The following is a 26,947-nucleotide window of genomic DNA, read 5'->3' on the forward strand; positions in this document are numbered from 1 at the left end:
ACGGCAATGACACCCGAATCGGTCATGATGATGGGCACGGAAGCGATGAAAATCGCGATAGCCGTTGCCGCACCTTTGTTGCTTGTCGCGCTGGTAACCGGTCTGATTATCAGTATTCTGCAGGCCGCCACGCAAATTAACGAAATGACGCTGTCATTTATCCCGAAAATCATCGCCGTGTTCGTGGCGATTATCGTTGCCGGGCCGTGGATGCTGAACCTGTTGCTGGACTATATGCGCAACCTGTTTACCAACCTGCCGTACATCATCGGCTGACCTGACAATGCTGCACTTCACCAGCGACCAGTGGGTTCAGTGGCTTGGCGTCTACTTTTGGCCGATGCTGCGCATCATGGCGCTGATTTCAACGGCGCCCATTCTCAGTGAGAAATCGATCCCCAAGCGTGTCAAAGTGGGGCTGGGCATCATCATTTCCATTATCGTCGCCCCTTCTCTTCCCCCTGTGGATATTCCGATTTTCTCGGCCAATGCGATATGGGTGGCATTGCAGCAGGTGATGATTGGCGTCGCCGTCGGCTTTACCATGCAACTCGCCTTTGCCGCCGTGCGCACCGCAGGGGAACTCATCGGCCTGCAGATGGGATTATCGTTCGCCACGTTCGTCGATCCCGGCAGCCATCTCAACATGCCTGTGCTGGCGCGCATTATCGACCTGCTGGCCATGCTGCTATTCTTGTCGTTCAACGGTCATCTGTGGCTCATTTCCATGCTGGTGGATACGTTCCATACGCTGCCAATTGGTGAGAACCCGGTGAACAGCAATGCTTTTCTGGCGCTCACCCGTGCCGCAGGGCTGATATTCCTGAACGGGCTGATGCTCGCGCTACCGATTATCACGCTGCTGCTGACAGTAAACCTGGCATTAGGTTTACTGAACCGAATGGCGCCGCAGTTATCGGTGTTTGTCATTGGTTTTCCGCTGACGTTGACGGTCGGAATTTTATTAATGTCATTACTCATGCCACTTATCGCCCCCTTCTGTGAACATTTATTCGGCGAGATATTCAACCTGTTAGCGGATATTGTCAGCGAACTGCCACGTAAATAATAGCCCTCACTATTGATATTGTCTTTCTGAGGATATTCCTAAAATAAAACCTGAAAAACATCTTCCAGGATATATCTGACGCGGTTTAATTGTTTCTAAGCACCTCACAATACTTAATAATTACTTTACTTTAAGAAGATTCCTGGCAAATTATACGTAACTTTACGGGATAGTGAGTCCGCCTGAAAGTCTTTGTCATGCTCACAGGTTTATTATTTTTTTCCATCCCGTATGGCTGTTTTGAGCTCTCAGGCAGATGGTGAATTATCGTTACGCATTGAGTGAGGGTATGCCATGTCAACGATCATTATGGATTTATGCAGCTACACCCGGCTAGGGTTAACCGGGTACCTGGCAAGCAGAGGGGTAAGAAAGAGAGACATCAACGATGCACACACCGTTGACGAACTCGCAGCCGCTTGTGACGAACTAAAACCAGGCGTGGTGTTTATTAATGAGGACTGTTTCATTCACGATCCAGCCAACAGTCAGCACATTAAGCAAATCATTAATCAGCATCCAAAAACCCTGTTTATTGTTTTTATGGCGATCGCGAATATCCATTTCGATGAGTATTTATTGGTCCGTAAAAACTTATTAATCAGCTCTAAATCGATTAAACCAGAGTCGCTGGATGACATTCTGGGTGATTATTTGAATAAAGAAGTTAAAAATGTAGGAGCGGTTAACTTACCCACCCTATCATTAAGCAGGACTGAATCAAGTATGCTGAGAATGTGGATGGCGGGCCAAGGAACTATTCAGATCTCAGACCAGATGAATATTAAAGCTAAAACCGTTTCGTCACACAAAGGAAATATTAAAAGGAAAATTAAAACGCATAATAAGCAAGTGATCTACCACGTAGTACGCCTGACCGATAATGTGACGAACGGGATTTTCGTCAACATGCGTTAGTCGCTTAAGACCCTGTGCACCCTACCTTTGATCTCTGGCCTGGCCAGAGATTTTTGCTTCTGAGAACGTTGTCGGGTACGCGCTGTGCCACCCGACGCCGAGCTACTCTGCTTTCTCAACAAAAATACCGTCAGGATGCCCCAGTTCGTTAAAAAACCAGATGCCAAGCGGGTAGTCTTCCAGTGATACCAGGTACATTGTGCCTTCGCTAAACTCTTCAATTGCCAGTACCACACCCGGGCGGCGCGGCCCACCGTCCGTTTTAACGGTTACCCGATCGTTGACCTTCATACATTCCTCCTCTGGTTTTGAGCCAGTTTAGAACAAAACGCAAAAACGCACATCGCCGTCCGGCGCGAATGGCGTTTTTATACACAGGCTATACTTAACCCTGGACACGTTTGTAGGTTGAAAGAGGAGTCCCGTAATGAAGACCGACAAAGCGTACAGCGACACCATCAAACGCGACGTCGAAGTGGATGTCGATGCCCTGCTGGCCGCGATCAATGAGATCAGTGAATCAGAAGTCCGCCGTATGGACGATAATTCTGACCGCGTCATTGTTAACGGAAGGGATTATCACACCTATCGTGAACTGGCTGAGGCCTTCGAGCTTGATATTCATGACTTTAGCGTGTCTGAAGCAAATCGGTAGCACGAAAAAAATCCCGGTCATGGGGATGGCCGGGATCAAAACTTGCTTATGCAAGAAGCACTTGAAATTCGTTACACCAGGAAACCTGATGTACATGCCACACTATCCCCAACAATTTTGCCTGACAAGCATATATTCTCGGAATGAATATAACATTTTTAACATATTGATTTTTGTTATGAGCGATAACATACGCCGAATGCGGGTTTGCCTGGGATAGTTCCCTTTTCCAGGATTTCCCTTTCCGTTATTTTTTAGGAATATTCTTAATCTCTGACGCATCCGTTATCTGGAGCCACTATGCCTTCACTGCAGGACACGCTGCTGATTTTTTCTGACCTGGATGGCTCGTTGCTGGATATTCATACCTATGACTGGCAGCCAGCGATACCCTGGCTCGACAGGCTGCTGGATAACCAGGTACCGGTTATTCTTTGCAGCAGTAAGACGGTGGCAGAGATGCTTGAGATCCAGCAGGATCTGGGGCTGGAAGGTTTACCGCTTATTGCCGAAAACGGCGCAGTGATTCAGCCTGATGTCCGCTGGGAAATGGGTCAGCGCCACATCAGAGGGATGTCGCACCAGGATATCCACCGGCTGATTGAACAAATCCGCCTGCAGTTGCGCGTTAAATTCACCACCTTTGACGACGTCGATGAACGGGTTATCAGCGAGTGGACCGGGCTGACGCGCTATCGCTCAGCCCTCGCACGTAAGCATGAAGCCTCCGTCACGCTTATCTGGCGCGACACCGATGAGAAAATGGTTGAGTTTGAAGAGGTGCTGGCGCGAAGTGGCCTGAAATGCCTGCAAGGCGCCCGTTTCTGGCATATTCTGGACGCCCGCTGTGGTAAGGACGTTGCGGTTAACTGGCTTATTGAGCAGTACCGTGAGCAGGAAGATATCACTCCTGTCACCCTGGGACTCGGTGATGGCCCCAATGATGCCCCCCTGTTGGACAGCATGGACTTCGCTGTCGTCATCAAAGGGATAAACCGACAGGGTATCGTGCTGCGAGACACTTCCCCTGCGCGGGTCTATTACACTCAGCAGCCCGGACCGGCTGGCTGGAGTGAGGGGCTGGATCACTTCTTGTCGTCATCGCGCCAGATAACCTGATTACGTCCCCCCTGTTTTGCCAGATACAGACGGGTATCGGCAATCGACTGCAGCTGTTCAAAGTTGTAGTTCCCTTTTTCATGGGCACAGCTCACGCCAAATGATGCAGTGATATGTAATGTGGTGCTTTTTTTCACCAGAATCTCTTTGCTGTCAATCCTTGCGCGGATGCGCTCTGCTACCACCGAGGCCTCGGGAAGCGCCACTCCAGGTAATACCACGCAAAACTCTTCCCCGCCGACGCGCCCGGCGACATCGTTTTCACGCAGTCCGCTGGCAATAATCCCGGCAGCATGAGACAGCACCTTATCACCCGCCTGATGGCCAAAGCGGTCATTGATGCTTTTGAAATGATCCAGATCGATCTGAATCACGGAAAACGGTAGCGACTGTTGCTGGCATTGTTGTGCCAGTATTCTGGCCCGTTCGAAGAGCGCACCACGGTTATTCAGACGGGTGAGCGGATCATGCCAGGCCTGCCACTGCAGTGAGCTTTGCAGTGCATACATGTTGCTCACCATTCGGCGGATCACCAGCCAGGAGATAAGCAGCATGGCCGTGAACAGTGCCCACAGCAGAGCCAGCACAATGCTGATGCTACCGAAATCACCCTGAACACCTTCATGCAGGGTATGCACTCGCAGAACGACGCCATCAAAGTGATCGAGCCGTTCCCAACTGATAAAACGACTGCCGAGACGGACTCCGCCTTCCGTGTCACTTTCAATGGCATGTGCGATTTGCGCCATTTCACGTTCGTCAAAACGGTTCATCAGGCTGGCAGGGGATTCCGAAGAGGCAATCAAGTTGAGGCGCGAATCGTACAGCTGATATTCCCCTTCGGCATGATCGTCCGTTGCATCTGCCAGCAAACGCTTCATGGTGCTAAACGAAAAATCCATCGCCACTACGCCGTACCAGTAATGTTCAAAATAGATGGGTATGCTGGCCGTAATCATGCGTTCGTTGCCGGTCCAGGAGGACGCGGTAGAGATAAACCAGCGCACCGCCCGCGCACGATTGTTACGTTCAGACTGCTGCGTAAACCAGGGCTGGGTCACCAGGTGGTAATAACGCGTAATGATGTCGTCACTCTGCGCAGGCGTATCCGTGGAAAGATAAAACCCGGCGCGGGAGATATAGATAATCCGCTCTTCATTCTGTACCGTCGATGAGGCCAGACGTAGTAAGTAACCGACTTCAAGTGCAGCAGAAATTTCATTACGGATACGTTCATCGTCACGGTTGAGGAGTACCGTTTTTTCAACAAAGGCGTCTGATACGCCATTAATGGGGAGTGTGCGTTCTTTATCCACCGCCAGTTGCCAGGCAGGTCGATTCCGGAGGAGGTCAAAACGATCAACAGCCTGATGCAAAACGTCAAATGCCAGCGGTTTCTGCAGTGCGTCCCGCATGCTGTTGCGGAAAAATAGCGCCTTATCAACGCCAAATTGCAGCTGTCTGTCGAGCGAGCTGGCAACCGTTTCCAGATGATTGCGCTGGCTGGAGATATAGGCCTCTTCCAGCACCACCACCTCGCGCCAGGTCAGAAGAGTGGAGAAGATCAGTACGACGATAAAACAGGAATTAACAATCAGGCCAGGGTTGCTGCGCTTTTGCAGCCATTGAAAAAAAGATCGTCTTACAACAAATGTATCGCGCTGCACACACACTCTCCCTGATGACTGCCTACACCCGGTACCTGAAATAAAAAACGCCCGACAAAGCCGGGCGTTATGTGATTAAGCCTTGTCTCGTTTCTGCTGCCCATCACCCGGCTGAAGCTCATCTTCACGAAATGCTTCCCGCTTGATGCTGTAGCCATCGTGCCACCGACACTCCACCATTCCACTGGAATACCCGGTGACAATCATACGTGGGCCGCCCTTCTTAGGCTTAACTTCATCACTGACCAAAAAGACCATACCTGCCTCCTGTATCAGGGTGAAACTTTTTCAATTTAGACGAGGAATGGTCTTTTTGCATCTGTAACAGGTAGCAATTAGTGCGCCGTGCCACGCATTTTTTCGACCAACTTTACTGCCGCCACCACGATAGCGCCAATGATAAAGCCCAACACAAGATTCAGCAGCGTGGGCAGAATCGCCGCGACAACAGCACCCTGCGCAGTGGAGAAATGTTCGATAGCGTGATGCAATGGCGCAATACCGTGAACCACAATACCGCCGCCAACGAGGAACATCGCCAGCGTGCCGACTACGGATAAACTCTTCATCAGCCAGGGCGCCAGCACCAGTAAGCTTTTGCCTACCCCTTTTGCCACCGCGCTTGATTTCTCTTCCAGCCAGTAGCCGATATCATCCAGCTTAACGATCAACCCCACCAGACCGTACACCCCTACCGTGACCAGAATAGCGATCCCGGAGAGGATCAGAACCTGGTTCATCAGCGGTGCTTCAGACACAATCCCCAGCGTAATGGCGACGATCTCAGCAGAGAGAATAAAGTCGGTACGAATAGCCCCTTTCACTTTATCGCGCTCAAAGGTTTTCGGATCCTGCGCGGCCAGTGCTTCAAGACGCTGCTGGCGCATTTCAGGCGTATCGCTCTTATTACGTGCCGCGAACGAATGCAGGACTTTCTCGACGCCCTCGAAGCATAAAAATGCCCCACCAATCATCAGTAACGGCGTGATGGCCCAGGGAATAAACGCGCTGATCAGTAGCGCCAGTGGTACCAGAATCACTTTATTCAGGAATGAACCTTTCGCAACGCCCCACACCACCGGCAGTTCACGATTAGCCCTAACCCCACTCACCTGCTGGGCGTTAAGCGATAAATCATCTCCCAGAACGCCAGCGGTTTTCTTCGCTGCCAGTTTCCCCATCACTGAAATGTCATCCAGCAAGGTGGCAATATCATCCAGCAATGTTAATAAGCTACTTCCTGCCAAAATCTCAATCCTTCTTTTTTTGCTAATGTAGTGAATAGTATGGAGCAAAAGCGTGAACCCGGAAACAGGCACCTTTCGTCAACAAAAAATTCACATCAACCACACAATTAAAGGGCTCGCCAGCACGATAGTTTTCGCGTTTACTATCAGCGACCTTTTTATTTCGTCGTGAGGGATTATGCGTTTCCGGCAATTGCTACCGCTCATTGGGGCACTTTTTTCACTGTATATCATTTGGGGTTCAACCTACTTTGTCATTCGCATCGGGGTAGAAAGCTGGCCGCCGCTGATGATGGCGGGTATTCGCTTCCTCTCGGCTGGGGTGCTTCTGCTGGCATTCCTGCTGCTACGCGGTCATAAACTTCCCCCACTTCGCCCGCTGCTTAATGCTGCATTGATTGGTCTGCTGCTGTTGGCCGTGGGCAATGGTTTTGTGACCATTGCCGAGCACCAGAATGTACCGTCAGGGATCGCCGCCGTGGTTGTTGCCACCGTCCCGCTGTTTACCCTCTGTTTTAGCCGCCTTTTTGGCATTCGTACCCGCAAACTGGAATGGCTGGGGATTGGCATCGGGCTTGCTGGCATTATTCTGCTCAACAGCGGCGGTAACCTGAGCGGGAACCCATGGGGCGCCGTGATTATTCTGATCGGCTCTATGAGCTGGGCATTCGGTTCCGTATACGGCTCCCGTATTGAGCTGCCCTCCGGCATGATGGCTGGCGCAGTAGAGATGCTCGCTGCGGGGATTGTGCTCTTACTCGCCTCAACGCTGACGGGAGAAAAGCTGACGACAATGCCGGGTCTGTCGGGCTTTCTGGCGGTCGGTTATCTGGCGCTGTTTGGATCGCTCATCGCCATTAATGCCTACATGTTCCTGATCCGCAATGTTTCTCCGGCCGTCGCCACCAGCTATGCCTATGTCAACCCGGTCGTGGCCGTGCTGCTCGGCACAGGATTGGGCGGTGAAACGCTCTCGTCGGTAGAATGGCTGGCACTCGGGGTGATTGTTTTTGCTGTTGTGCTGGTCACGCTGGGCAAATATTTGCTGCCTGCCAAACCGGTTGTCACACCTTGCGAGGTGGAAAAACCGTAAGCGGATGAATACCCAGAGTGTCGATCTGCGCGGTCTGACCGCCGCCGCAGATCCACTCTTCCAGCCGTTCCGTGAGATCGGCATCGTTCAGTTTTAATCTGCCTCTCAGGGCACACTCCCAGACGATCAGCACTCGCCAGCCCTGAGCAATAAGCGTGGTGAGATCCCGGTTGTCACGATCAACATTTTTACCAATTTTCTCCAGCCAGAAATCGGTGCGTGTCGCCGGGACTTTGAACAAGTAGCAGTCGTGATGATGCCAGAAACAGCCGTGAGTAAAGATGATGCACTGGTACGCGTCGACAACGAAATCCGGTCGCCCCGCAAGCGCGGGATCCTGCACGCGGAAATCAACGCCGGCCTGCGTCAGAAGCGCGGCCAGGCGTTTTTCAATTGCGGTATCACGCGTGCCGATAGCACGCATGTTTTTACTGCGCGTGGCCTTATCGTGAACATCCGTCATTGACGGCCTCACTCTCACGTAGCGCCACAGCCTGTTTGATGCGGGAAGACAGCAGTTTTGCCACCGCCGCAAAGGCGGGAACCACCACAGAATTACCAAACTGGCGGTAAGCCTGCGTATCCGAAACCGGAATGCGGAAGCTGTAGCCTTGCGGGGTTTCAAACCCCATTAACCGGGCGCATTCCCGCGGCGTTAAGCGTCGTGGACGGTGACGCTGGTTGTCCGGGTCGTCGAAATTCTGCTCGCCAAGCGCCTTGTCCCAGCCTCTGTCGATCAGAATTTCTGCACCGTCCTTATAGTAGCGGGCAGAAAGCGTGCGGGTAACGCTGTGCGGATCGTTTGGGTTGACCATCCCAAAACCGAAGCCGTTGCCCTTCGCCTGATGTTTTTTGGCATAGCGGTAGAGGTATTTCCACAGCACCGGAGTGAGGATAAATTTCGCGTCGACGACAGGCTCCAGCAGCTCAGCCACGGTGGGACGGTGCGCCGGATATAAAGAAGGAATATCACGCAGGGTGAAATCCCCCTTCAGATTGAGATCGCGGCGGAAACCCACCAGCACGATTCGTTCTCGATGCTGGGGCAGAAAATGTTTCCCATCAATGATTTTTGGGTCATCCGCGCCCATGTCCTGTGAGTCGGCCACGTCATAGCCCAACTCGTCCAGCGTTTGCATGATGATGCGGAAGGTTTTTCCACTATCATGGCTCTTTAGATTCTTGACGTTTTCCAGCACAAAAATCGCCGGGCGTCGGGCGTCAATAATGCGGGCCACATCAAAAAACAGCGTTCCCTGGGTATCACAGGCGAAACCGTGGGCGCGTCCGAGGGCGTTCTTTTTCGAGACGCCCGCCAGGGAGAAAGGCTGGCACGGGAAACCCGCCAACAGCACATCATGCGCCGGGATCGTCTGGCGAATGTGCTCCGCGGCTTGTGCATCGCTCACGCCACTTTTATGGCTCAGGGTGACATCGCGGATATCCGCGTTGAAATGATGTTCATGGGGATCGCAGTACCAGTTTGCTTTGTAGGTGCGCACAGCATGTTTGTTCCACTCGCTGGTAAACACGCACTGACCGCCGATGGCTTCAAAGCCGTGTCGGATGCCACCGATACCGGCAAACAGATCGATAAAGCGGAAAGCATAGTTCGGGTGCGCGGCTGAAGGGCGTGGAAGCAGGCTCTGCAGGTAACGAAACTCGCCTTCGCTCAGGCGACGCCCTGCCCGCTCGCTGGTCAGCAGTCTTTTCAGGATTGCCGGGCTCCAGTGGCTCTCACCGTGTGCCACCAGCTGATTTGCCAGGGTTTTAGCATCATAGATATCTAACAACTGGTGCAATAACGCCTGCACCGTTGCCGTTGATTTCTCAGCCTGCTCAGGTGCGGGCTCAGTCACTGATCGATTTTCCTGCATTGTTTTAACCGGACAATAAAGACTGGAAACAGATTACCACAGTTCATTTGCGCAAACTGCGACGGAAGCGGCTCTGAACCTGGCTATCCAGCCCGATGCAGTCACCGCGTAATTCGGCACTGAGTTTCGCCATAAACTGGATCAGAAAATCGGCGTTGTGATGCGCGAGCTCGCGCCCGACATCCGTTTGCATTGTATCAGGCAACCGCAACAGCTTGGTCTGAAAATGGTCAAGGGCAAACGCCCGGTCATCAAGCGATCGTGCATCGGCGAACGGATCGTCAGCATTAAACAGTGCCACCCCCAAAGCGCCTGACACGGCAAAGACTCGCGCCAGACCGATGGCACCCAGTGCTTCCAGACGGTCTGCATCCTGGACAATTTTGGCCTCAATACTTTGCGGCGTCAGCCCGGCGCTGAAACTGTGTGCCTCGATGGCATGTTCCACTGCGGCATAGCATTCGGGCGGAAAATCAGGGAAATCGCATTGCAGAATGCTACGTGTCTTACGCGCCGCCAGACGGGATGACTGACTGCGTTCCGGATGGTTTTTGGGCAGGCTAACGATGTCATGAAAATAACATGCGGTCAGCACAACCAGCGGGTCAACCGTCTGGTTGTCCATAATTTTTTGCGCGGTCATCCAGACACGACGAAAGTGTGAAATATCATGAGCGGCGTCGTCGGTGGTGTGGTTTTCGTCGAGCCAGCGTTCAAAGCGGTGCTGCCACTGCGTAAGTTCCATGATCACATCCTGTCGGTGAAACGGTAACAATAGCAACTTTCCCCGCTGCTATCACCGGTTGTCCTGACGGGGACGCGTATACCAGGCAATCGCGCCCAGAATCAGACCGACGGTGCCCAGCACCATAAACCCCAGAATGGCTCCAAGCCACTTCCCGCTGGTCGACCCTAAATCCCCGTCAGCCACGGTATCAGGCAGTGATGGAATTTTACTTACCACCCACGCGTAGCGCGCCATAGCCCAGACAAAATAACCGCAAAATGCGTAGAACACCCACAGAGCCAGTTTGCCTCCCAGGCTGCGTTCAATTTTTCGTTCCATCTTTATCCTTCACTCCACGATAGCTGCACTATCGTTTTCACCTGCTCACTTAGTTTTGTGACAATCATCACATTTTGTCATTAAACGCGGCAGTGTGGGAAGATTTCTTACGCTCAGTTTGCGTTAAGTTGATCTCAGGCAAGATTAACGGTTGTGTTATTTTTGCTCAGAAAGGCCGAGATATATAATTTCAAGCAATTATAAAAATGAAATAATAATAGCGTGAAATACTTAATAATAATTAACCTCTATATGTTCAATCGAATAATTCACAAGAAAAATAAAGCGACATTTAGAAATATTTTGCAATATTTATACGACTTTAATTACATTTATTTTTGAACAAAAATAACAAACCATAGAATAGTATCAACCATGTAATTGCGGAGAGTAATTACATATATTCATATAAATTATCTTTAAAGGGAATATATAATGAAAAGAAAAGTTCTGGCACTTCTTGTACCCGCTTTATTAATGGCTGGCGCGGTAAATGCGGCAGAGATGTACAATAAAAACGGCAACAAAGTTGACCTGTATGGCAAAGTCGATGCACGTCATACCTTCTCTGACAACCCAGGTGACGACGGCGATGAAACCTATGTACAGATTGGTTTCAAAGGCGAAACCCAGATTACTCGCGATCTGATCGGTTACGGCCAGTGGGAATATAAAACCTACGCAAATGATACTGAAGGCGCGGGTGATAAATCCTTTAACCGTCTGGCATATGCAGGTCTGAAATATGGTGAATACGGCTCATTTGATTATGGCCGTAATTACGGCGTCGTGTACGACGTTGAAGCCTGGACCGATATGCTGCCGGTATTTGGCGGTGATTCTTACACCTGGACCGATAACTTTATGAATGGCCGTGCTAACGGTCTGGCGACTTATCGTAATAAAGATTTCTTTGGTCTGGTTGATGGTCTGAATTTTGCGCTGCAATATCAAGGTAATAACGAAAGTGGTCCACACGAAGATCAATTCGGTAATAATATTGATGTTCAGGAAGGCACGAAAAATGGTCATAAAGATGTGCGTTTCCAGAATGGCGACGGCTTCGGTATGTCGACTTCCTACGACTTCTCTGGCGACCTGTCCGGCCTGAGCCTGGGTGCAGCGTATTCGTCTTCTGATCGTACTAACGAGCAGGTTGCTTATGGCAAAGCCGCGGAAGGCATCGGTTATGCCGGTGGCGAAAAAGCTGAAGCCTGGACCGTTGGCGCAAAATACGATGCAAACAGCATCTACCTGGCAATGATGTATGCGGAAACCCGCAACATGACGCCAATCGGTAACCTTGGTATCGCAAACCAGACTCAGAACTTCGAAGCGGTTGCCCAGTACCAGTTCGACTTCGGCCTGCGTCCTTCCCTGGCATGGGTTTACTCAAAAGGTAAAGACCTGGACGGTAAGGGATTCAATCAGGATCTGGTTAACTACATTGACGTGGGCATGACCTACAGCTTAAACAAGAACTTCTCTACTTATGTTGATTACAAAATCAACATGCTGGACAACGATGAAGCACTGTATGAAACATACGGTATTTCCACCGATGACATCGTTGGCATCGGTATGACCTACCAGTTCTAATATCTAAAATACTAAAGCCCGCTTTCGCGGGCTTTTTTATGCCATTTGTCAGGCTCTATGGCGCTTCCTGCAACGCCACGCGAATAAATCCGTTATTCTGCGCCAGTAGCTCATGGGCTTTCCAGGCATCCAGCCCTGTCAGCACCATCAACACCGCTGTTTTACAGTTATGGTTACACCCTTCCAGCGCGGCTTTCGCCTCCGCCCGGGTACATCCGCCTGCTTCCATCACTATTGCGATTTGTCGCTCGGCCCATTTGGTATTGCTTGCCTCAAGATCCACACGCAGGTTGCTGTATGCGCGACCGGTTCGGACGGCCAATCCGGTAGCAATCATCGAGAGGATCATTTTCTGCGCAATCCCCGCTTTGGTATTGATATAGCCTGCGACCACATCAGCACCCAGTTCCGGGGCAATCACCATGCTCGCCAGCTGCGCCGCTTCACTTTGCGCGTCGCCGGTAATGACAGCAACCGAAGAGCCCAGCGACCATGCATGCCGCATCGCGCCCCAAACCCACGGTGTTTTTCCGCTAATGGTCACCGCCAGCATCATATCGTGTTCGCCAAAGGTGATGGCCTGCAGGTCGGCAACGCCACGCTCATAGCTTCCTTCTCCCTCGCCTGCTGTAACGGCAATGACAGGAGTTTTACCCGGAGCATATTCATCCGCTACCTGTTGCGCGACACGGCCCGACGGGCCTGCGCCAACAATGACTAAACGACCACCGTGGCTGAGGGTCGCGGCGGCGTTATCCACCACGCGGGCGATAGTTGTTAAACAGGGGGTAATAGCTGCAGTGATAAGTGCATCATCCTGGTGAATGACTTTCAGCATGTCCAGCGTGGACAATCTATCAATATTCATCGTGCTGGCGTGCCGTCTTTCCTTGACCGAACCGGTAAGCATAATGCTCATAAACAGCCTCCTTATTATGAGTACCCACACACTATAAAGTGTTTTATATGGATGACATGCGAGGAGGGTCACGAAAAGAGGAGCAAATCCACGCCTTTACATGGCTTTAAGAAAAGCGCGTCATCGGCGATAATTACCCCCTTTCTTAATCATCGCGGAGTGTTGATGAGCGATTTGCAGCCTTTCCTTCTGACGCGCAAGCGCCCCATGAAACTGAATACGCTGGTCACGTTGATGGTATGCGCGATTATTGCCTCTGTGCTGCTGGTGGTCTTTGCACTCTATTCAGTACAAATTACCCGGGCGACCCGCGATGATGTTAAAGATACCGCGCTGGGTATCGCCCGCACGCTGGCCGACAGCCCGGAGATCCAGCGAGGTCTGATGCAGCCCCCGCAGGCAGATATTATTCAACCCATCGCCAGAGCCGTCACCCAGCGCAATGACCTGCTGCTCACGGTGGTGACCGACATGCGGGGGATTCGCTACTCGCACCCGAACGAAGCGCTGATCGGCCTGCACTTTATTGGTAATGACCTCGAGCCTGCGCTGGAAGGTAAAGAGAATGTCTCCGTAAACCGTGGTGCGCTCGCCGAAGCGCTCCGCGTTTTCACCCCTGTTTATGATAGCCAGCACGATCAGATCGGTGTGGTGGTGGTCGGTATCTCCCTCAAAAAAGTGGAAGATCAGATCGCCCGTGGACGGATGAACGCCGTCTGGACCATCTTATTCAGTATCTTTATGAGTTCTATGGCGATTTGGGGTCTGGTTCGGGTACTGAAACGCATCCTGTTCGGGCTCGAACCCTACGAAATCTCCGCCTTGTTTGAACAGCGTCAGGCGATGCTGCAGTCGCTTCGTGAAGGGGTGCTGGCTGTCGATATTCATGGCCGGGTGACGATGATTAATCAAACCGCCAGAGAGATTTTACTCCTGCCTTCAGGCAAGCAGACTGAAAACGCCAGCGCGCCGCTGCTGGCCAGCCTGCGGGAAGTCTCGAAAACGGGTATTGCCCGCCAGGATCAGGAGATCAGCTGTAACGGGCGGCTGTTGCTGTGCAACATGGTGCCAGTCAAAAGCCAGGATCGGGTGATCGGCGCGATCACCACCTTCCGCGATAAAACGGAAATCAGCCAGCTGATGCAGCGGATTGATGGCATGGTCAGTTACGTTGACGCCCTGCGCACCCATACACATGAGTTTATGAACAAACTGCACGTGATCCTTGGCCTGCTGCACATGAAACGCTACGACAAGCTGGAAGAGTACATCATCCAGACCGCGCACAATTACCAGACAGATATCGGTGAGATACAGAGCAAGGTAAAATCTCCGGTGATTGCGGGGTTCCTGCTGGGTAAAATAAACCGGGCGAAAGAAGCGGGCGTCACCCTGTCGCTGGCCGATGAGTGCCAGATTCCGGATACCGCCAGTGAAGAGCAGGTTGCGGTGCTGATCACCGCGCTGGGTAACCTTATTGAAAACGCTCTCGACGCGATGGAAGGACAGCAGGAAGGCGAAATCACTCTGCTGTTGCATTATCAGAATGGCTGGCTCAGTTGTGAAGTCAGTGATGATGGCCCCGGTATTGATCCCACTCAGCTGGAGGCTATTTTTACAAAGGGATTCTCAACCAAAGGTGAAAACCGCGGTGTTGGGTTATTCCTTGCTCGCCAGCAAATCCAGAACCTGGGCGGAGACATCTCCGTCGAGTCTGAGCCTGGTGTCTTTACCCAATTTTTTGTTCACATCCCCTGGGATAGCGAGAGGAATATCGCGTGATAAATGTATTAATTGTCGATGATGATGCCATGGTAGCTGACCTCAACCGTCTGTACGTCAACCGTGTTGAAGGCTTTAGCTGCTGCGGAGTCGCCTCTACGCTCAACCAGGCCGAGGCCTTTATCAATAACCCCAACCAGCCTGTCGACCTGGTGCTGCTGGACGTTTATATGCAGCAGGATAACGGGCTGGATCTGTTGCCCGTTATTCGCGCTTCGGGCCGCCCGATTGATGTCATTATGATCTCCTCCGCTGCTGACGCCGCCACGATCCAGACCTCCATCCATTACGGCGTGATGGATTATCTGATTAAACCGTTCCAGTTCCCGCGCTTTGAAGAGGCACTAAACGGCTGGAAGGCAAAGCACAGTCTGATGGGATCGCACCAGTACTACGAGCAGGCCGACGTTGACAGACTGATCCACGGCGGAGCGCCAGAGCTGGCGGACAGCAAAAAGCTGCCGAAAGGGTTAACGCCGCAGACGCTGCGCACGATTTGTCAGTGGATTGATGCCCATCCGGAGACAGAATTCTCCACCGATGACCTGGCAGGCGCGGTCAATATCTCCCGCGTATCTTGCCGCAAATATCTGATCTGGCTGGCGCAAATCAACATTTTGTTCACCAGCATTCACTACGGTGCCACCGGGCGTCCGGTGTATCGCTACCGCCTCCAGCCGGAGCAAACAGGCCTGCTCAAGCAGTATTGTCAGTAACGCAGTAGCTGTTATCCAGCAAGGTAAACCGGAAGTGGTGCGCTGAAGAGAGCACCACTTCTTTTGTTTTGGTCACAAAGATAGCTTCAATATCGGGGCGCGCGCGCAGCGTGGCACACCCCTTCTCTACGCCCATGCCGTACATCAACGTGGTCCAGATATCTCCATCAATGGAGTTTTTAGAAATGATGGTCACGCTATCCAGTTCGTTATCCAGGGGATACCCGGTGCGCGGATCGAGAATGTGGTGGTAGCGTTTGCCGTTTTGTTCAAAGTAGCGTTCGTATGTTCCGGACGTCACGACTGACATGTTCTCGACCGTCATCGTGCCGATCAACGCATCACCGGCGAACGGTTTTTTGAGCCCCACGCTCCAGCCCCCTTCCGGCGAGCCTAATGTCTGGATATTGCCGCCGAGGTTAATCAGCCCCAGATCGGCCCCCTCTTTGTGCAGATAATCCCGTACTCTGTCGGCGATATATCCTTTGGCGATGGCCCCCAGATCGATTTCCATACCCGTGCTGGTCAGAAAAACGCTGCTGCGGGCCTCATCAAGGATGACATCCTCAGGACGGGTAATCGCCAGCAGTGACGCGATTTCATCGGCAGGCGGAACGCTGTCTCCCTGAAAACCAATTTTCCAGCGCTTCACCAGCGGGCCAATGGCCAGGTTAAAGGCGCTGTCCTTGAGCAGGCTAGCCGCTTTTGCACAGCGGATCAGTTCAAATACGGGTCGGCTGACGGTGACCGGATGCTGGCCTGCTGCATGGTTGATATCCATGACCTGCGAGTGCGCGCGGTTGACGGTGAGCAGATCTTCATACTGTTTGATCAGGCGAAACACGCGGGAAGCGAGGGCTTCGTCATGGGAGAAGAGTTTCAGGAGGATGGGTGAGCCCATCAGGACGGCGGAGTAGCTGTAAACGCGATGGCTATCGGGCATGGGATGTATCCTCAAATGTAACCCCGGCAAGCACCGCGCCGCCGGGGAATAGCCGGATGGCGCTGCGCTTATCCGGCCTGAGAAACAGGTGCCTTACCTCATTTTCGAACGCATAGCCGCCTGGTGTCCGGCCAGAGTACCAAAAATAATGATATCTGCCACTGCGTTACCACCGATACGGTTACCGCCGTGGATCCCGCCGACCACTTCACCGGCAGCAAACGCTCCTGGCAATACGTTGTGGTTGCTGTCCAGTACGCAGGTTTCGGTGTTGATGGTCACGCCGCCCATGGTGTGGTGCACGCCTGGTGCAATCTGAATGGCGTAGAACGGCCCTTCGTTGATTGGCGCACGCAACGCAGTGGTACGGCCGAAATCATCGTCGTGCTGTTTTTCAACAAAGCCGTTGTAGCGCTCAAGGGTTGCCAGGAACTGGTGGTAATCCATCCCCAGGGCCTCAGCCAGTGCTTTTGGCGAGCTGGCGCTGGTCACAAATCCTTTGGCGATATACTCATCTGCGGCTTTGTTTTTGGCACGAACATGTTCATCAAAGACGATGTAAGCGTATTTCTCTGGCAGCGCGATGATTGACGCGGAGACTTTATCGCGGGTCGACATCTCATTGAAGAAGCGATTCCCCTGCTGGTTCACCAGAATCGCCCCGCCGCCGCGGATAGATTCGGAAATCAGATACGATGTTTTCTGCTCAACGGTTGGGTGGATCTGGATTTCACCCATATCAACGGTGCCTGCACCAATACGTTCCAGCAGCGCGATACCGCCACCGGTCGCCCCTTTGTGGTTGGTGGTAACGAAACCTTCCAGGTCCGGACGGTATTTCACCACCATCTGGCTGTTGGCACTGAAACCACCGGTGGCAACAATGACACTTTTGGTTGCGACGGTAATAGTTTCATTCTCTTCGGTGGTCAGGCGCACGCCGGTTACTTCACCGTTTTCGAAGATAATATCGCTGACGGAGGTGTCCAGCATGACGTCGATGTTGCGTTTGTTGACGTTACGCACCAGACCGCTAATCAGGTAGCCACCCACCGCAGAGCCGTCTTTTGGACGGTGAGTACGGTCGATGCTCATCCCGCCGGTGGTGGTGATGTCGTTTAGCATAATGCCGCGTGTTGCCAGCCACTCAATCGCCTGCGGCGCGTTCTCAACAAAGCGGCGCAGCAGTTCCGGGTTGTTCTTGTTACCGCCGCCTTTCAGGCTTTCCTGATAGAACAGCTCTTTGCTGTCCTGAATCCCTTTCACCCGCTGGAAGCGCGTCTCTGCGGCGTTCATCCCGGCTGACGCTTTGATAGTATTACCGCCGATGGTTGGCATCTTCTCAACAATCAGCACGCTTGCGCCTTCGTCGTGTGCCTGAATGGCTGCGGCCAGACCGGCACCACCGCTACCGACCACCACCACGTCCACGCTGCGGGTTTCATTCGGGTCGGCGCCCTCTTCTGCGGCCAGCGCTTTGCTGGATTTCAGCATTGCTTTCGAGACCGCTTTTTTCACCGCCTCACTCTGGCTGGTTGCGCCAGTGATGGCATCCACATGCGGGGTGTTGGCATCCAGAATGCGGGTACGGATCTCTTCAAAGCTGGTCACAAACTCAACGTCTTCGCTCGGACCCGATGCAAGTTCGATATCCGCAATGCGGTCGGTCTCCAGGCTGACGTTAATCACCAGCTCGTTAGCATCGTCCTGTACTTTCTCAACAAAGGTGCCCGGTTTGAATTTGGATTCACCCATGCTCATGTCGCGGATCATCGCTTCCACCAGTGAGAAGCGCCACAGCGGTTCAGGGATGTTCAGCTCTTCACGTTTGGTGCTGTCCATAAACAGCTCAAGGTTTTCACCGGCCGCGATGCGGTCAGTCCAGTCCGGGTAAGCAATAGTGGCGCGGCCAACGGCAATCAGGTCGTAACCGTGGTCCAGCGCTTCATTCACGTCTGACGCATTCACCACGCCGCCCACGCCCATGACTGGAACCTGTGCCAGCGTTTCTGAACGCATGGCGCAGTATTTTTCAATAAGCGGCGTCGGGTCCTGGGTATCGACGATGGAAGGTCGCAGGGTAGCGCCGACGGAGAAGTGCAGATAATCCACGCCGCGCGCCGCCAGTTTCTCCAGCAGGTACATGGTGTCTTCAAAGCGGATGCCCGGCACTTCCAGCTCTTCAGGGGAGAAGCGATAGCCAATAATAAACGCGTCGTCCGCGTACTGGCGCACCATTTTGTGAGTAATTTCCAGCACCGCCAGCGGGAATTTCGCACGGTTATCACGGCTGCCGCCCCATTCGTCCGTGCGCTGGTTTGAGTTCGGGGAGTAGAACTGCTGGATCAGATAGGTATTGGCCCCGTGGATCTCGACACCGTCAAAACCAGCCTGAATCGCGCGGCGCACGGCATCGCCAAACTTACCGATCATGCCTTCGACTTCGGCAGTGGTCAGCGCAACCGGCGTCGCGGCACCGTCACGTGGAGCGGCAACTGCGCTTGGCCCTACCGGCGTACGGCCACCGATCAGTTTCGGGTCAACCATACGGCCGCCGTGGTAGATCTGCAGCAGGGCTTTAGAACCCTTAGATTTAATTGCCTCAGCGATTTTCGCCAGCCCGGCGATTTTCTCGTCATTATCAATACCGATCGCACCCGGGAAGGCAAGACCGAGATCGTCGACAAAGCAACACTCAACAATAATGGTGCCAATGCTGCCGGAACGGGCCCGATAGTACTCCACCAGCTCGCTGGTCACCGTACCGTCATAGTAGCCGGTACAGGTTGTCATTGGGGCCATTAACAAACGGTTTTTCAGTTCGGTACCATTCGGTAATGTGAAGGAACTCAGAATGCGTTCGTTAGTGCTCATAATAGAAAACTCCAAACTTTTAAAAATTAAGAATTCGTTATCGGATTGATTTTTTATTTCGTCGTTCTTTGCCGATGTCATGATATTAATATAATGATTTTTTTAGTTTCTAAAGTTATTACGTTAGTTAAAAAACTATTTAATCCCTGCAATAACACAAATAACACATTGGTGTTAGCGAATGTAATTCAGTCATTCACAATAATTTAAAATACGTTAAATAAAAATTGGTAAAACCAATTTCCACACAAATAACAAAACAATTAAAAACAACAATATACAAAACAAAGAAAACATAAATGTTACGAAAATGATAAAACAAACCAATAAAACACGTAATACCCACATACGTCTGAGTGGTTATTAATAAAAGAATAAAAATAACACTGCCATTCTGTTTTTTTGATCGTGATCAATAGTTATGGCATCCAAAAGCGCAATATAAAAACATCATCATTTTTTAATTTAGCGCAATCAAAAATGCGTTAAATCGCTATTACTGAAAATACAAAAGCGCACCTTTAATAACTAAAAAAAGCAAAGAAACTTAAGAAAGCCATTTTGTTTTTCAGTACGACCGAATTTTTGACAACTTAAGACGTGAAACTATGAATACAAAAACTGCTGTAACGCCCCCTGTGGCGAACCAGGCATCAAATGGAAACGCAAAACGTCTGCTGATGATGGCACTGCCCGTCATCGTCGCCGTACTGCTGCTGTTTGTTCCGGTACCAGAAGGGCTGCCTCCTTACGCATGGCACTACTTCGCCATCTTTGTCGGTGTGATCGTTGGTTTGATCTTCGAACCGCTGCCGGGCGCGGTGATTGGCCTGACGGGCGTGGTGGCCATTGCGCTCTGTAGCCAGTGGGTACTGTTCAGCCCCGAACAGCTGGCCGACCCGAAATTCAAGCTGGCCGGTGCCTCTTTTAAATGGGCCGTGAGCGGTTTTGGTAACTCAACCGTTTGGCTGATTTTCGGCGCTTTTATGTTCGCCGCTGGTTATGATAAAACCCGCTTCGGACGCCGTCTGGCGCTGATTCTGGTGAAGTATCTTGGCCGTCGCAGCCTGACGCTCGGTTACGCCATTACCTTCGCAGATTTGCTGCTGGCACCGTTCACGCCGTCCAACACCGCGCGTAGCGGCGGGACCATCTACCCGATTATCGCTAACCTTCCGCCGCTGTATGGTTCAAAACCAAACGATCCCAGCGCGCGTAAAATTGGTTCGTATCTGATGTGGGTGGCGATCACTGCAGCCTGTATTACTAGCTCAATGTTCCTCTCCGCACTCGCGCCGAACCTGCTGGCGCTGGCGCTGGTGAAAAGTACGGTTGGGATTGATATCTCCTGGGGTACCTGGTTCCTCGCCTTCCTGCCGCTGGGCATCCTGCTGATCCTGACCATGCCGCTGCTGGCCTACTGGTTCTACCCGCCAGAAGTCAAAGTGAACAACGAAGTGCCGCTGTGGGCGACCCGTGAGCTGGAAAAACTGGGCAAACTGTCCCGCAACGAAATCCTGCTGCTGGTATTCGTCTGCTGTGCACTGCTGATGTGGATTTTCGCTGCCGCATGGATCGAACCTGCCATGGCTGCCCTGCTCATCGTCGGCCTGATGCTGTGGACCGGCGTGCTGGAGTGGAACGATATCACCGGCAACAAAGCCGCGTGGAACACCTTCGTCTGGTTCGCCACCCTGGTTGCGCTGGCGGATGGCCTCTCGTCTACCGGCTTTATCAGCTGGCTGGGTAAAGAAGGTGGTCTGTTAATGAGCGGTATCTCACCGGGAGTTGCGACCATCGTTCTGCTGCTGGCGTTCTACCTGCTGCACTACCTGTTTGCCAGCACCACCGCGCATACCACCGCGCTGCTGCCAGCGATGCTGACCATCGCCTCCACCATTCCTGGTATGAATATGGAAGTGTTTGTTCTGCTGATGGTGACCTCGCTGGGCGTGATGGGGATCATCACCCCGTACGGTACCGGCCCAAGCCCGATTTACTATGGTAGTGGCTACCTGCCAACCAAAGACTACTGGCGCCTCGGCACCATCTTCGGTGCCATTTTCCTGGCGGCCCTGCTGCTGATTGGTTATCCGTGGATGTCCATGATGTTCTGATTCCTGACCGCCGGGCTCATCCTCCGGCGGTTTTATTTTTGTGGAGCAATACGCTATGTCAAACAAACCGTTTATCTACCAGAACCCCTTCCCTCTCGCGCATGACGACACCGAATACTATCTGCTGACTAAAGAGCACGTCTCCGTTGCCGAGTTCGAGGGTCAGGAGATCCTGAAAGTCGAGCCAGAGGCGCTGACGCTGCTGGCACAGCAGGCTTTCCACGATGCTGCGTTTATGCTGCGTCCTTCTCATCAGAAGCAGGTTGCCGCCATTCTTAACGATCCTGAAGCCAGCCAGAACGACAAGTACGTTGCCCTGCAGTTCCTGCGCAACTCCGAGATTGCCGCCAAAGGCGTGCTGCCAACCTGCCAGGACACCGGAACGGCGATCGTCATGGGGAAAAAAGGCCAGCGCGTCTGGACCGGTGGCGGCGACGAAGCAGCCCTGAGCCAGGGGGTGTATAACACCTACATCGAAGACAACCTGCGCTACTCCCAGAATGCCGCGCTGGATATGTATAAAGAGGTGAATACCGGCACCAACCTACCCGCGCAGATTGATCTCTACAGCGTGGACGGGGACGAATACAAATTCCTGTGCATGGCAAAAGGTGGCGGTTCAGCCAACAAAACCTATCTCTACCAGGAAACCAAAGCGCTGATTACCCCGGCGAAACTGAAAAATTATTTGGTTGAGAAGATGCGTACTCTGGGCACTGCAGCCTGCCCGCCTTACCATATCGCGTTTGTGATTGGCGGTACCTCTGCGGAAAGTACCCTGAAAACCGTGAAACTGGCGTCCACCCGCTATTACGACGCACTGCCAACGGAAGGTAACGAACACGGCCAGGCGTTCCGTGATGTTCAGCTCGGACAGGAACTGCTCCAGGAAGCGCAGAACCTGGGTCTCGGCGCACAGTTTGGCGGTAAATACTTCGCCCACGATATCCGCGTGATCCGCCTGCCACGCCACGGCGCGTCCTGCCCAATCGGCATGGGTGTTTCCTGCTCCGCAGACCGTAATATCAAAGCGAAAATCAACCGCGACGGGATCTGGATTGAAAAACTGGAACACAACCCGGGTCAGTATATTCCTGAATCTCTGCGCCAGCAGGGCGAAGGCGACGTGGTCAGCATCAACCTCAACAAGCCGATGAATGAGATCCTGGCGCAGCTCTCAGCGCACCCGGTCTCTACCCGTCTGTCGCTGAACGGTACTATCATCGTCGCGCGCGATATCGCCCACGCGAAGCTGAAAGAGTTGCTCGACAATGGCGAAGAACTGCCGCAGTACGTGAAAGACCATCCAATCTACTATGCGGGCCCTGCTAAAACGCCGGAAGGCTATGCGTCTGGTTCACTCGGCCCGACCACCGCGGGACGTATGGACTCATATGTGGACTTACTGCAATCCCACGGTGCGAGCATGATCATGCTCGCAAAAGGCAACCGCAGCCAGCAGGTAACGGATGCCTGCCATAAGCACGGCGGCTTCTACCTGGGCAGCATCGGCGGCCCGGCTGCGGTGTTGGCGCAAAACAGTATTAAGAGTCTGGAATGCGTGGCGTATCCTGAACTGGGTATGGAAGCCATCTGGAAAATCGAAGTCGAGAACTTCCCGGCGTTTATCCTGGTGGATGACAAAGGCAACGATTTCTTCCAGCAGATCCAGAACCAACAGTGCAAAGGGTGTTCACAGCGCTGAGCGCTTCCCGGCTTCCAGATGGTGACCATCGTCTGACTAATCCCCCGGCTGCCCACTTCGGTGCGCAGCCTTTTTACGTTCTGCCACTGCACGGCATGAAAATGGGTTGGTAAGAATCCCTGGCCGCAGGCGGAGCCGTCCTTTAGCGCCCAGCCGCTGGAGGCCTCTCTGATGTTTAGCGCCATTGCCCGGGCGCTGCGCTAAATTGCCCCCGCCGGGTAATGAGCGGTTACCCGGCACTTTCTGAAGCGCCCCTCTGCGCCACATCACAAAATCGCAATATCAGAGACTTACAGAATATTGGGGAATAAAAAGCCAACAACTTGTTAAGTTATTGTTGCCATTAATTGTATTTACACAGTGAATGGTATTCATGCAAAAAATGCATCAGCCGATGCGGCATTTGCGCTTATCTATTTCCTCGTCCTGATCCAGTTTTCAGAAACAGACGCGTAAAACGTCAACAATAACTGGAGATAACTATGTTTTCCTCAACCTCACCTGCAACCGTACGGTCTAAGGCGGGCGCGATACTTCGCGTGACGTCCGGCAATTTTCTTGAACAGTTCGATTTCTTTCTTTTCGGCTTCTATGCCACCTACATCGCCCACACGTTCTTCCCGGCGAGCAGTGAATTTGCATCGCTGATGATGACCTTTGCCGTCTTCGGCGCGGGCTTTTTGATGCGGCCCATCGGGGCCATTGTGCTTGGTGCGTATATCGACAAGGTGGGCCGCAGAAAGGGGCTGATCGTCACGCTTTCCATCATGGCGGCGGGGACGTTCCTGATTGTGCTTATCCCCTCTTATCAAAGCATTGGTCTGTGGGCACCGCTGCTGGTGCTGACGGGCCGTCTGCTGCAGGGCTTTTCCGCCGGTGCAGAGCTTGGAGGCGTCTCGGTCTATCTGGCTGAAATCGCCACACCGGGCCGCAAAGGGTTTTACACCAGCTGGCAGTCCGGCAGCCAGCAGGTCGCCATTATGGTCGCCGCGGCGATGGGTTTTGCCCTGAATGCCCTGATGGAGGAGAGCGCCATTCGCGAATGGGGCTGGCGCATCCCGTTCCTGTTCGGCTGTTTAATCGTGCCGTTTATCTTCTTCCTGCGCCGCAAGCTGGAGGAGACGGAAGAGTTCAGCGCGCGCCGCCATCATCTGGAGATGCGTCAGGTCTTTATAACGCTGCTTGGCAACTGGCAGGTGGTGGTCGCAGGCATGCTGATGGTGGCGATGACCACCACCGCGTTCTATCTGATCACCGTCTACGCCCCCACCTTTGGCAAAAAGGTGCTGATGCTCAGCGCCTCGGACAGCCTGCTGGTCACGCTGCTGGTGGCTATCTCTAACTTCGTCTGGCTGCCGGTGGGCGGCGCGCTGTCGGATCGCTTTGGCCGCAAGCCGGTGCTGATTGCCATGACGCTGCTGGCGCTGGCGACCAGCTATCCGGCCCTGACGCTGCTGGCGAGCGCCCCCAGTTTCTCCATGATGCTGAGCGTACTGCTGTGGCTCTCCTTCCTCTACGGCCTTTATAACGGCGCGATGATCCCGGCCCTGACGGAGATTATGCCTGCCGAAGTGCGCGTGGCGGGCTTCTCTCTGGCTTACAGCCTGGCAACGGCGGTCTTTGGCGGCTTTACCCCGGTAATGTCCACCGCGCTGATTGAATACACCGGTGACAAAGCCTCGCCTGGCTACTGGATGAGTTTCGCTGCCGTGTGTGCCCTGCTGGCCACGCTCTACCTCTACCGCCGCCGTGCGGTATCGCTGCAAAACACCGTCAAGTCACAGGAGGCTGTATGAAACGCACTTATCGCTATACCGCCAGCGCGCTGGTGCTGACGTTCATGAGCGCCAATGCCTGTGCTCAGGACGTGACGGTCATGATCTCAGGCGGCTTCAAAGCCGCCCTGGAAAAGCTGGCCCCGGAATATGAACACCAGACCGGGGATAAAATCGTGATCATCCCCGGCCCCTCAATGGGCACGACGCCGCAGGCGATCCCAAACCGCCTGGCGCGCGGCGAGAAAGCCGACGTGGTGATTATGGTGGGCGATGCGCTGGAGAAGCTCGAAAAAGCCAGCCAGACCCAGCCGGGTTCGCGAACTGAACTCGCGGACTCTCCCGTTGGCATGGTGGTGAAAAAAGGTGCGGATGTTCCTGATATCAGCAGCGAGGCGACCCTGCGTAACGCGCTGCTGCAGGCCAGCTCCATTGCCTACTCTGACAGCGCCAGCGGCAGGTATGTCAGCCAGGCGTTGTTCAAAAAGCTGGGGATTGAAAAGGAAGTGGCGGGCAAAGCGACAATGGTCGAGCGTATCCCGGTCGCCTCAGAAGTGGCGAAAGGAAAATACGCCGTGGGCTTCCAGCAGGTCAGCGAGCTGCTGCCGGTTCAGGGCGTTACCTTTATCGGGAAAATCCCTGATAGTCTGCAGTACATCACGCGCTTCGCGGGTGCGGTCACCCGCCATGCCGAACATCCCGCGGAGGGGAAAGCGCTGCTGACCTATCTCGCCTCACCGCCCTCAAGGGCCGTCATCAAGGAGACGGGGATGATCCCCGTTACGTCCGGCGATACTGCTCGGTGATCTGCTTTTCCAGTTCAGCCGCTATGTAAGACTGGATGCGCCCCCGGCGCCGGATAAGCCCCACGGTGCGTTTCACTTCCGGCGCCACCAGCGGCAGATGGGTCAGCAGCGTATGCTCTGACGTCGGCATCGACATGGCGGGAACGGCAGCAATGCCAATCCCCGCCTCTACCATACCAAGCATCGTGGTGACGTGACGGGTTTCACAGACGCTGGGGCGCTCGGGAACAATATCTCCCAGCATCCGATCGAGCAGGTTACGGTTACCTGACGTTTTATCGAGAGAGATATAATCCTGCTGATAAAACGCCTGCCACGTCAGGTGACTTTTTTGTGCCAGCGGGTGATCCTTTCTGCACGCCGCGACATAAACATCCTCCACCAGCGGAAAAAATTCGATGTCAGGCGGCAAGTTTCCTGCGAAGCAGATACCAAAATCCGCCTGGCTTCGGGCCACGGCGTCAATCACATTTCCTGCACTGCTATCGATGAGCTTAATGCGAACGCGGGAATAGCGAGACTGAAAACGACGAATCACGTCAGGCATAAAATAACAGGCCGCTGAGGGTACCGTGGCGACCGTGATAAGCCCTGTCCGTTCTTCACTGACTTTATCAACATCAGCCAGCATTGACTCTACGCTGTCGAGCAGCTGAGCGGATCGTTCAGCAAAGTTTTGCCCGTATAGGGTTAAGGCCACGCGGCGGGTGGTACGATCGAACAGCCGGTTTCCCAGCGCGGCTTCCAGCTTTTCAATCCTGCGGCTCAGCGCCGACTGGGATAAGCAGATAGATTCAGCAGCGACACGGAAGTTACCGTATTCCACTAACGCTCTGAAAGCATAGAGATCGTTAAGGTCAAAATTCACGGGCATGGCGTCTGGATGTCCTGTCAGGGAATACGCAACAAAGTCAAAAATAATAGCGTCTTATTGACCTACCGCAACCGGTGAGGTGTTGAAATTCAGATTAGCGTTCGTTGTAGTCAAGGTAACGATGGT

At 53.1% G+C, this 26,947-nt stretch carries 24 protein-coding genes and 2 pseudogenes; 13 read left to right on the plus strand and 13 right to left on the minus strand.

Annotated features, from left to right (window positions below):
• The first annotated feature begins 6 nt into the window (after nt 1-6).
• The 3 genes and pseudogenes from fliQ (at nt 7) to rcsA (ending at nt 1,987) form a co-directional block, all read left to right on the plus strand.
• A complete protein-coding gene (gene fliQ, locus ACLHV8_RS13690; RefSeq protein ID WP_008500315.1) occupies nt 7-276 on the plus strand; it encodes a flagellar biosynthesis protein FliQ in 270 nt (89 codons plus the stop codon).
• A 7-nt stretch (nt 277-283) separates the two neighbouring features.
• Nucleotides 284-1,085 (plus strand): annotated as a pseudogene (fliR, locus tag ACLHV8_RS13695) (flagellar biosynthetic protein FliR).
• A gap of 278 nt (nt 1,086-1,363) precedes the next feature.
• Nucleotides 1,364-1,987 (plus strand): transcriptional regulator RcsA, encoded by a 624-nt coding sequence (gene rcsA / locus ACLHV8_RS13700; protein WP_008500313.1) that lies wholly within the window; start codon nt 1,364-1,366, stop codon nt 1,985-1,987.
• A gap of 102 nt (nt 1,988-2,089) precedes the next feature.
• On the opposite strand, the gene dsrB is transcribed toward rcsA, so the two are convergent.
• Nucleotides 2,090-2,278 (minus strand): protein DsrB, encoded by a 189-nt coding sequence (dsrB, locus tag ACLHV8_RS13705; protein WP_013097741.1) that lies wholly within the window; start codon nt 2,276-2,278, stop codon nt 2,090-2,092.
• A gap of 136 nt (nt 2,279-2,414) precedes the next feature.
• Between dsrB and yodD the strand changes: the two genes are divergently transcribed.
• Together yodD and ACLHV8_RS13715 are read left to right on the plus strand one after the other, a co-directional pair.
• Nucleotides 2,415-2,642 carry a YodD family peroxide/acid resistance protein gene (gene yodD, locus ACLHV8_RS13710; protein ID WP_028019596.1) on the plus strand — a complete coding sequence of 76 codons (228 nt, stop codon included), beginning with the start codon at nt 2,415-2,417 and terminating at the stop codon, nt 2,640-2,642.
• A 300-nt stretch (nt 2,643-2,942) separates the two neighbouring features.
• Nucleotides 2,943-3,761 (plus strand): mannosyl-3-phosphoglycerate phosphatase-related protein, encoded by an 819-nt coding sequence (locus ACLHV8_RS13715; RefSeq protein WP_129323335.1) that lies wholly within the window; start codon nt 2,943-2,945, stop codon nt 3,759-3,761.
• Here the strand turns inward: ACLHV8_RS13715 and dgcQ are convergent.
• The 3 genes from dgcQ to ACLHV8_RS13730 all read right to left on the minus strand — a co-directional run bounded on the left by dgcQ (nt 3,728) and on the right by ACLHV8_RS13730 (nt 6,678).
• A complete protein-coding gene (gene dgcQ / locus ACLHV8_RS13720; RefSeq protein WP_028019598.1) occupies nt 3,728-5,428 on the minus strand; it encodes a cellulose biosynthesis regulator diguanylate cyclase DgcQ in 1,701 nt (566 codons plus the stop codon). The two genes, ACLHV8_RS13715 and dgcQ, sit on opposite strands and share 34 nt — an antisense overlap.
• 75 nt (nt 5,429-5,503) lie before the next feature.
• Nucleotides 5,504-5,686 (minus strand): YodC family protein, encoded by a 183-nt coding sequence (locus ACLHV8_RS13725; protein ID WP_028019599.1) that lies wholly within the window; start codon nt 5,684-5,686, stop codon nt 5,504-5,506.
• Between the two features lie 77 nt (nt 5,687-5,763).
• Complete coding sequence (locus ACLHV8_RS13730) at nt 5,764-6,678, minus strand: DUF808 domain-containing protein (RefSeq protein WP_192831230.1); 915 nt, start codon at nt 6,676-6,678, stop codon at nt 5,764-5,766.
• A 175-nt stretch (nt 6,679-6,853) separates the two neighbouring features.
• On the opposite strand from ACLHV8_RS13730, the gene yedA reads away from it, so the two are divergent.
• Complete coding sequence (gene yedA / locus ACLHV8_RS13735; protein WP_208594332.1) at nt 6,854-7,768, plus strand: drug/metabolite exporter YedA; 915 nt, start codon at nt 6,854-6,856, stop codon at nt 7,766-7,768.
• Here the strand turns inward: yedA and ACLHV8_RS13740 are convergent.
• The 4 genes from ACLHV8_RS13740 to drpB all read right to left on the minus strand — a co-directional run bounded on the left by ACLHV8_RS13740 (nt 7,740) and on the right by drpB (nt 10,711).
• The gene (locus tag ACLHV8_RS13740; protein WP_208594331.1) at nt 7,740-8,231 is read right to left on the minus strand and encodes a very short patch repair endonuclease; all 492 of its coding nucleotides are present in this window, start codon (nt 8,229-8,231) and stop codon (nt 7,740-7,742) included. The two genes, yedA and ACLHV8_RS13740, sit on opposite strands and share 29 nt — an antisense overlap.
• A complete protein-coding gene (locus tag ACLHV8_RS13745; protein WP_274620541.1) occupies nt 8,212-9,627 on the minus strand; it encodes a DNA cytosine methyltransferase in 1,416 nt (471 codons plus the stop codon). Before ACLHV8_RS13745 ends, ACLHV8_RS13740 begins: the two co-directional genes overlap by 20 nt.
• A 61-nt stretch (nt 9,628-9,688) precedes the next feature.
• Nucleotides 9,689-10,390, minus strand: coding sequence for a phosphohydrolase (locus tag ACLHV8_RS13750; protein ID WP_208594329.1), 702 nt, complete (start codon nt 10,388-10,390; stop codon nt 9,689-9,691).
• A 51-nt stretch (nt 10,391-10,441) separates the two neighbouring features.
• Complete coding sequence (gene drpB / locus ACLHV8_RS13755) at nt 10,442-10,711, minus strand: cell division protein DrpB (RefSeq protein ID WP_028019605.1); 270 nt, start codon at nt 10,709-10,711, stop codon at nt 10,442-10,444.
• A 435-nt stretch (nt 10,712-11,146) separates the two neighbouring features.
• Between drpB and ompC the strand changes: the two genes are divergently transcribed.
• Nucleotides 11,147-12,310: a porin OmpC gene (ompC, locus tag ACLHV8_RS13760; protein WP_108089637.1), complete on the plus strand. Its 1,164-nt coding sequence runs from the start codon at nt 11,147-11,149 to the stop codon at nt 12,308-12,310.
• A 55-nt stretch (nt 12,311-12,365) separates the two neighbouring features.
• On the opposite strand, the gene ACLHV8_RS13765 is transcribed toward ompC, so the two are convergent.
• Nucleotides 12,366-13,229, minus strand: a complete 864-nt coding sequence (locus ACLHV8_RS13765; protein ID WP_028019607.1) for an N-acetylmuramic acid 6-phosphate etherase — start codon at nt 13,227-13,229, stop codon at nt 12,366-12,368.
• Nucleotides 13,230-13,394: 165 nt separating this feature from the next.
• Here ACLHV8_RS13765 and ACLHV8_RS13770 point away from each other — a divergent pair, with 165 nt between their 5' ends.
• Both ACLHV8_RS13770 and dcuR read left to right on the plus strand, forming a co-directional pair.
• The gene (locus ACLHV8_RS13770) at nt 13,395-15,011 is read left to right on the plus strand and encodes a sensor histidine kinase (RefSeq protein ID WP_208594328.1); all 1,617 of its coding nucleotides are present in this window, start codon (nt 13,395-13,397) and stop codon (nt 15,009-15,011) included.
• Complete coding sequence (gene dcuR / locus ACLHV8_RS13775; protein WP_028019609.1) at nt 15,008-15,727, plus strand: two-component system response regulator DcuR; 720 nt, start codon at nt 15,008-15,010, stop codon at nt 15,725-15,727. Before ACLHV8_RS13770 ends, dcuR begins: the two co-directional genes overlap by 4 nt.
• Here dcuR and ACLHV8_RS13780 read toward each other — a convergent pair.
• Together ACLHV8_RS13780 and ACLHV8_RS13785 are read right to left on the minus strand one after the other, a co-directional pair.
• On the minus strand, nt 15,708-16,670 hold the full coding sequence (locus ACLHV8_RS13780) for an FAD:protein FMN transferase (protein WP_208594327.1): 963 nt from the start codon (nt 16,668-16,670) through the stop codon (nt 15,708-15,710). The genes dcuR and ACLHV8_RS13780 overlap by 20 nt on opposite strands.
• Nucleotides 16,671-16,763: 93 nt before the next feature.
• Nucleotides 16,764-19,544, minus strand: coding sequence for a flavocytochrome c (locus tag ACLHV8_RS13785; RefSeq protein ID WP_208594326.1), 2,781 nt, complete (start codon nt 19,542-19,544; stop codon nt 16,764-16,766).
• Between the two features lie 608 nt (nt 19,545-20,152).
• On the opposite strand from ACLHV8_RS13785, the gene ACLHV8_RS13790 reads away from it, so the two are divergent.
• A complete protein-coding gene (locus tag ACLHV8_RS13790) occupies nt 20,153-21,661 on the plus strand; it encodes an anion permease (RefSeq protein ID WP_023325580.1) in 1,509 nt (502 codons plus the stop codon).
• A 55-nt stretch (nt 21,662-21,716) separates the two neighbouring features.
• Complete coding sequence (gene fumA, locus ACLHV8_RS13795) at nt 21,717-23,366, plus strand: class I fumarate hydratase FumA (protein WP_208594325.1); 1,650 nt, start codon at nt 21,717-21,719, stop codon at nt 23,364-23,366.
• On the opposite strand, the pseudogene ACLHV8_RS13800 reads toward fumA, so the two are convergent.
• A pseudogene (locus ACLHV8_RS13800) lies at nt 23,360-23,494 on the minus strand (LysR family transcriptional regulator); the annotation flags it as partial. The gene fumA and the pseudogene ACLHV8_RS13800 overlap by 7 nt on opposite strands.
• A gap of 354 nt (nt 23,495-23,848) precedes the next feature.
• Between ACLHV8_RS13800 and ACLHV8_RS13805 the strand changes: the two are divergent.
• Nucleotides 23,849-25,162: an MFS transporter gene (locus tag ACLHV8_RS13805; protein ID WP_208594324.1), complete on the plus strand. Its 1,314-nt coding sequence runs from the start codon at nt 23,849-23,851 to the stop codon at nt 25,160-25,162.
• Nucleotides 25,159-25,947 carry a substrate-binding domain-containing protein gene (locus tag ACLHV8_RS13810; RefSeq protein ID WP_208594323.1) on the plus strand — a complete coding sequence of 263 codons (789 nt, stop codon included), beginning with the start codon at nt 25,159-25,161 and terminating at the stop codon, nt 25,945-25,947. Before ACLHV8_RS13805 ends, ACLHV8_RS13810 begins: the two co-directional genes overlap by 4 nt.
• On the opposite strand, the gene ACLHV8_RS13815 is transcribed toward ACLHV8_RS13810, so the two are convergent.
• Nucleotides 25,922-26,821: a LysR family transcriptional regulator gene (locus ACLHV8_RS13815; RefSeq protein WP_028019615.1), complete on the minus strand. Its 900-nt coding sequence runs from the start codon at nt 26,819-26,821 to the stop codon at nt 25,922-25,924. The genes ACLHV8_RS13810 and ACLHV8_RS13815 overlap by 26 nt on opposite strands.
• Between the last annotated feature and the right edge of the window lie 126 nt (nt 26,822-26,947).

Origin of the sequence: Enterobacter sp. CPE_E863, from assembly GCF_046521465.1 — a bacterium.
Classification (GTDB): domain Bacteria; phylum Pseudomonadota; class Gammaproteobacteria; order Enterobacterales; family Enterobacteriaceae; genus Enterobacter; species Enterobacter adelaidei.

What these genes read in the sequence shown, in the direction of transcription:
- yodD (WP_028019596.1), top strand. Translation starts at nt 2,415, where the DNA reads ATGAAGACCGACAAAGCGTACAGCGACACCATCAAACGCGACGTCGAA.
- ACLHV8_RS13785 (WP_208594326.1), bottom strand. Translation starts at nt 19,544, where the DNA reads ATGAGCACTAACGAACGCATTCTGAGTTCCTTCACATTACCGAATGGT.
- ACLHV8_RS13770 (WP_208594328.1), top strand. Translation starts at nt 13,395, where the DNA reads ATGAGCGATTTGCAGCCTTTCCTTCTGACGCGCAAGCGCCCCATGAAA.
- ACLHV8_RS13810 (WP_208594323.1), top strand. Translation starts at nt 25,159, where the DNA reads ATGAAACGCACTTATCGCTATACCGCCAGCGCGCTGGTGCTGACGTTC.
- dsrB (WP_013097741.1), bottom strand. Translation starts at nt 2,278, where the DNA reads ATGAAGGTCAACGATCGGGTAACCGTTAAAACGGACGGTGGGCCGCGC.
- ACLHV8_RS13815 (WP_028019615.1), bottom strand. Translation starts at nt 26,821, where the DNA reads ATGCCCGTGAATTTTGACCTTAACGATCTCTATGCTTTCAGAGCGTTA.
- fumA (WP_208594325.1), top strand. Translation starts at nt 21,717, where the DNA reads ATGTCAAACAAACCGTTTATCTACCAGAACCCCTTCCCTCTCGCGCAT.
- ACLHV8_RS13725 (WP_028019599.1), bottom strand. Translation starts at nt 5,686, where the DNA reads ATGGTCTTTTTGGTCAGTGATGAAGTTAAGCCTAAGAAGGGCGGCCCA.
- ACLHV8_RS13740 (WP_208594331.1), bottom strand. Translation starts at nt 8,231, where the DNA reads ATGACGGATGTTCACGATAAGGCCACGCGCAGTAAAAACATGCGTGCT.
- drpB (WP_028019605.1), bottom strand. Translation starts at nt 10,711, where the DNA reads ATGGAACGAAAAATTGAACGCAGCCTGGGAGGCAAACTGGCTCTGTGG.
- ACLHV8_RS13765 (WP_028019607.1), bottom strand. Translation starts at nt 13,229, where the DNA reads ATGAGCATTATGCTTACCGGTTCGGTCAAGGAAAGACGGCACGCCAGC.
- yedA (WP_208594332.1), top strand. Translation starts at nt 6,854, where the DNA reads ATGCGTTTCCGGCAATTGCTACCGCTCATTGGGGCACTTTTTTCACTG.
- rcsA (WP_008500313.1), top strand. Translation starts at nt 1,364, where the DNA reads ATGTCAACGATCATTATGGATTTATGCAGCTACACCCGGCTAGGGTTA.
- ompC (WP_108089637.1), top strand. Translation starts at nt 11,147, where the DNA reads ATGAAAAGAAAAGTTCTGGCACTTCTTGTACCCGCTTTATTAATGGCT.
- ACLHV8_RS13780 (WP_208594327.1), bottom strand. Translation starts at nt 16,670, where the DNA reads ATGCCCGATAGCCATCGCGTTTACAGCTACTCCGCCGTCCTGATGGGC.
- fliQ (WP_008500315.1), top strand. Translation starts at nt 7, where the DNA reads ATGACACCCGAATCGGTCATGATGATGGGCACGGAAGCGATGAAAATC.
- ACLHV8_RS13805 (WP_208594324.1), top strand. Translation starts at nt 23,849, where the DNA reads ATGTTTTCCTCAACCTCACCTGCAACCGTACGGTCTAAGGCGGGCGCG.
- ACLHV8_RS13790 (WP_023325580.1), top strand. Translation starts at nt 20,153, where the DNA reads ATGAATACAAAAACTGCTGTAACGCCCCCTGTGGCGAACCAGGCATCA.
- ACLHV8_RS13750 (WP_208594329.1), bottom strand. Translation starts at nt 10,390, where the DNA reads ATGGAACTTACGCAGTGGCAGCACCGCTTTGAACGCTGGCTCGACGAA.
- ACLHV8_RS13715 (WP_129323335.1), top strand. Translation starts at nt 2,943, where the DNA reads ATGCCTTCACTGCAGGACACGCTGCTGATTTTTTCTGACCTGGATGGC.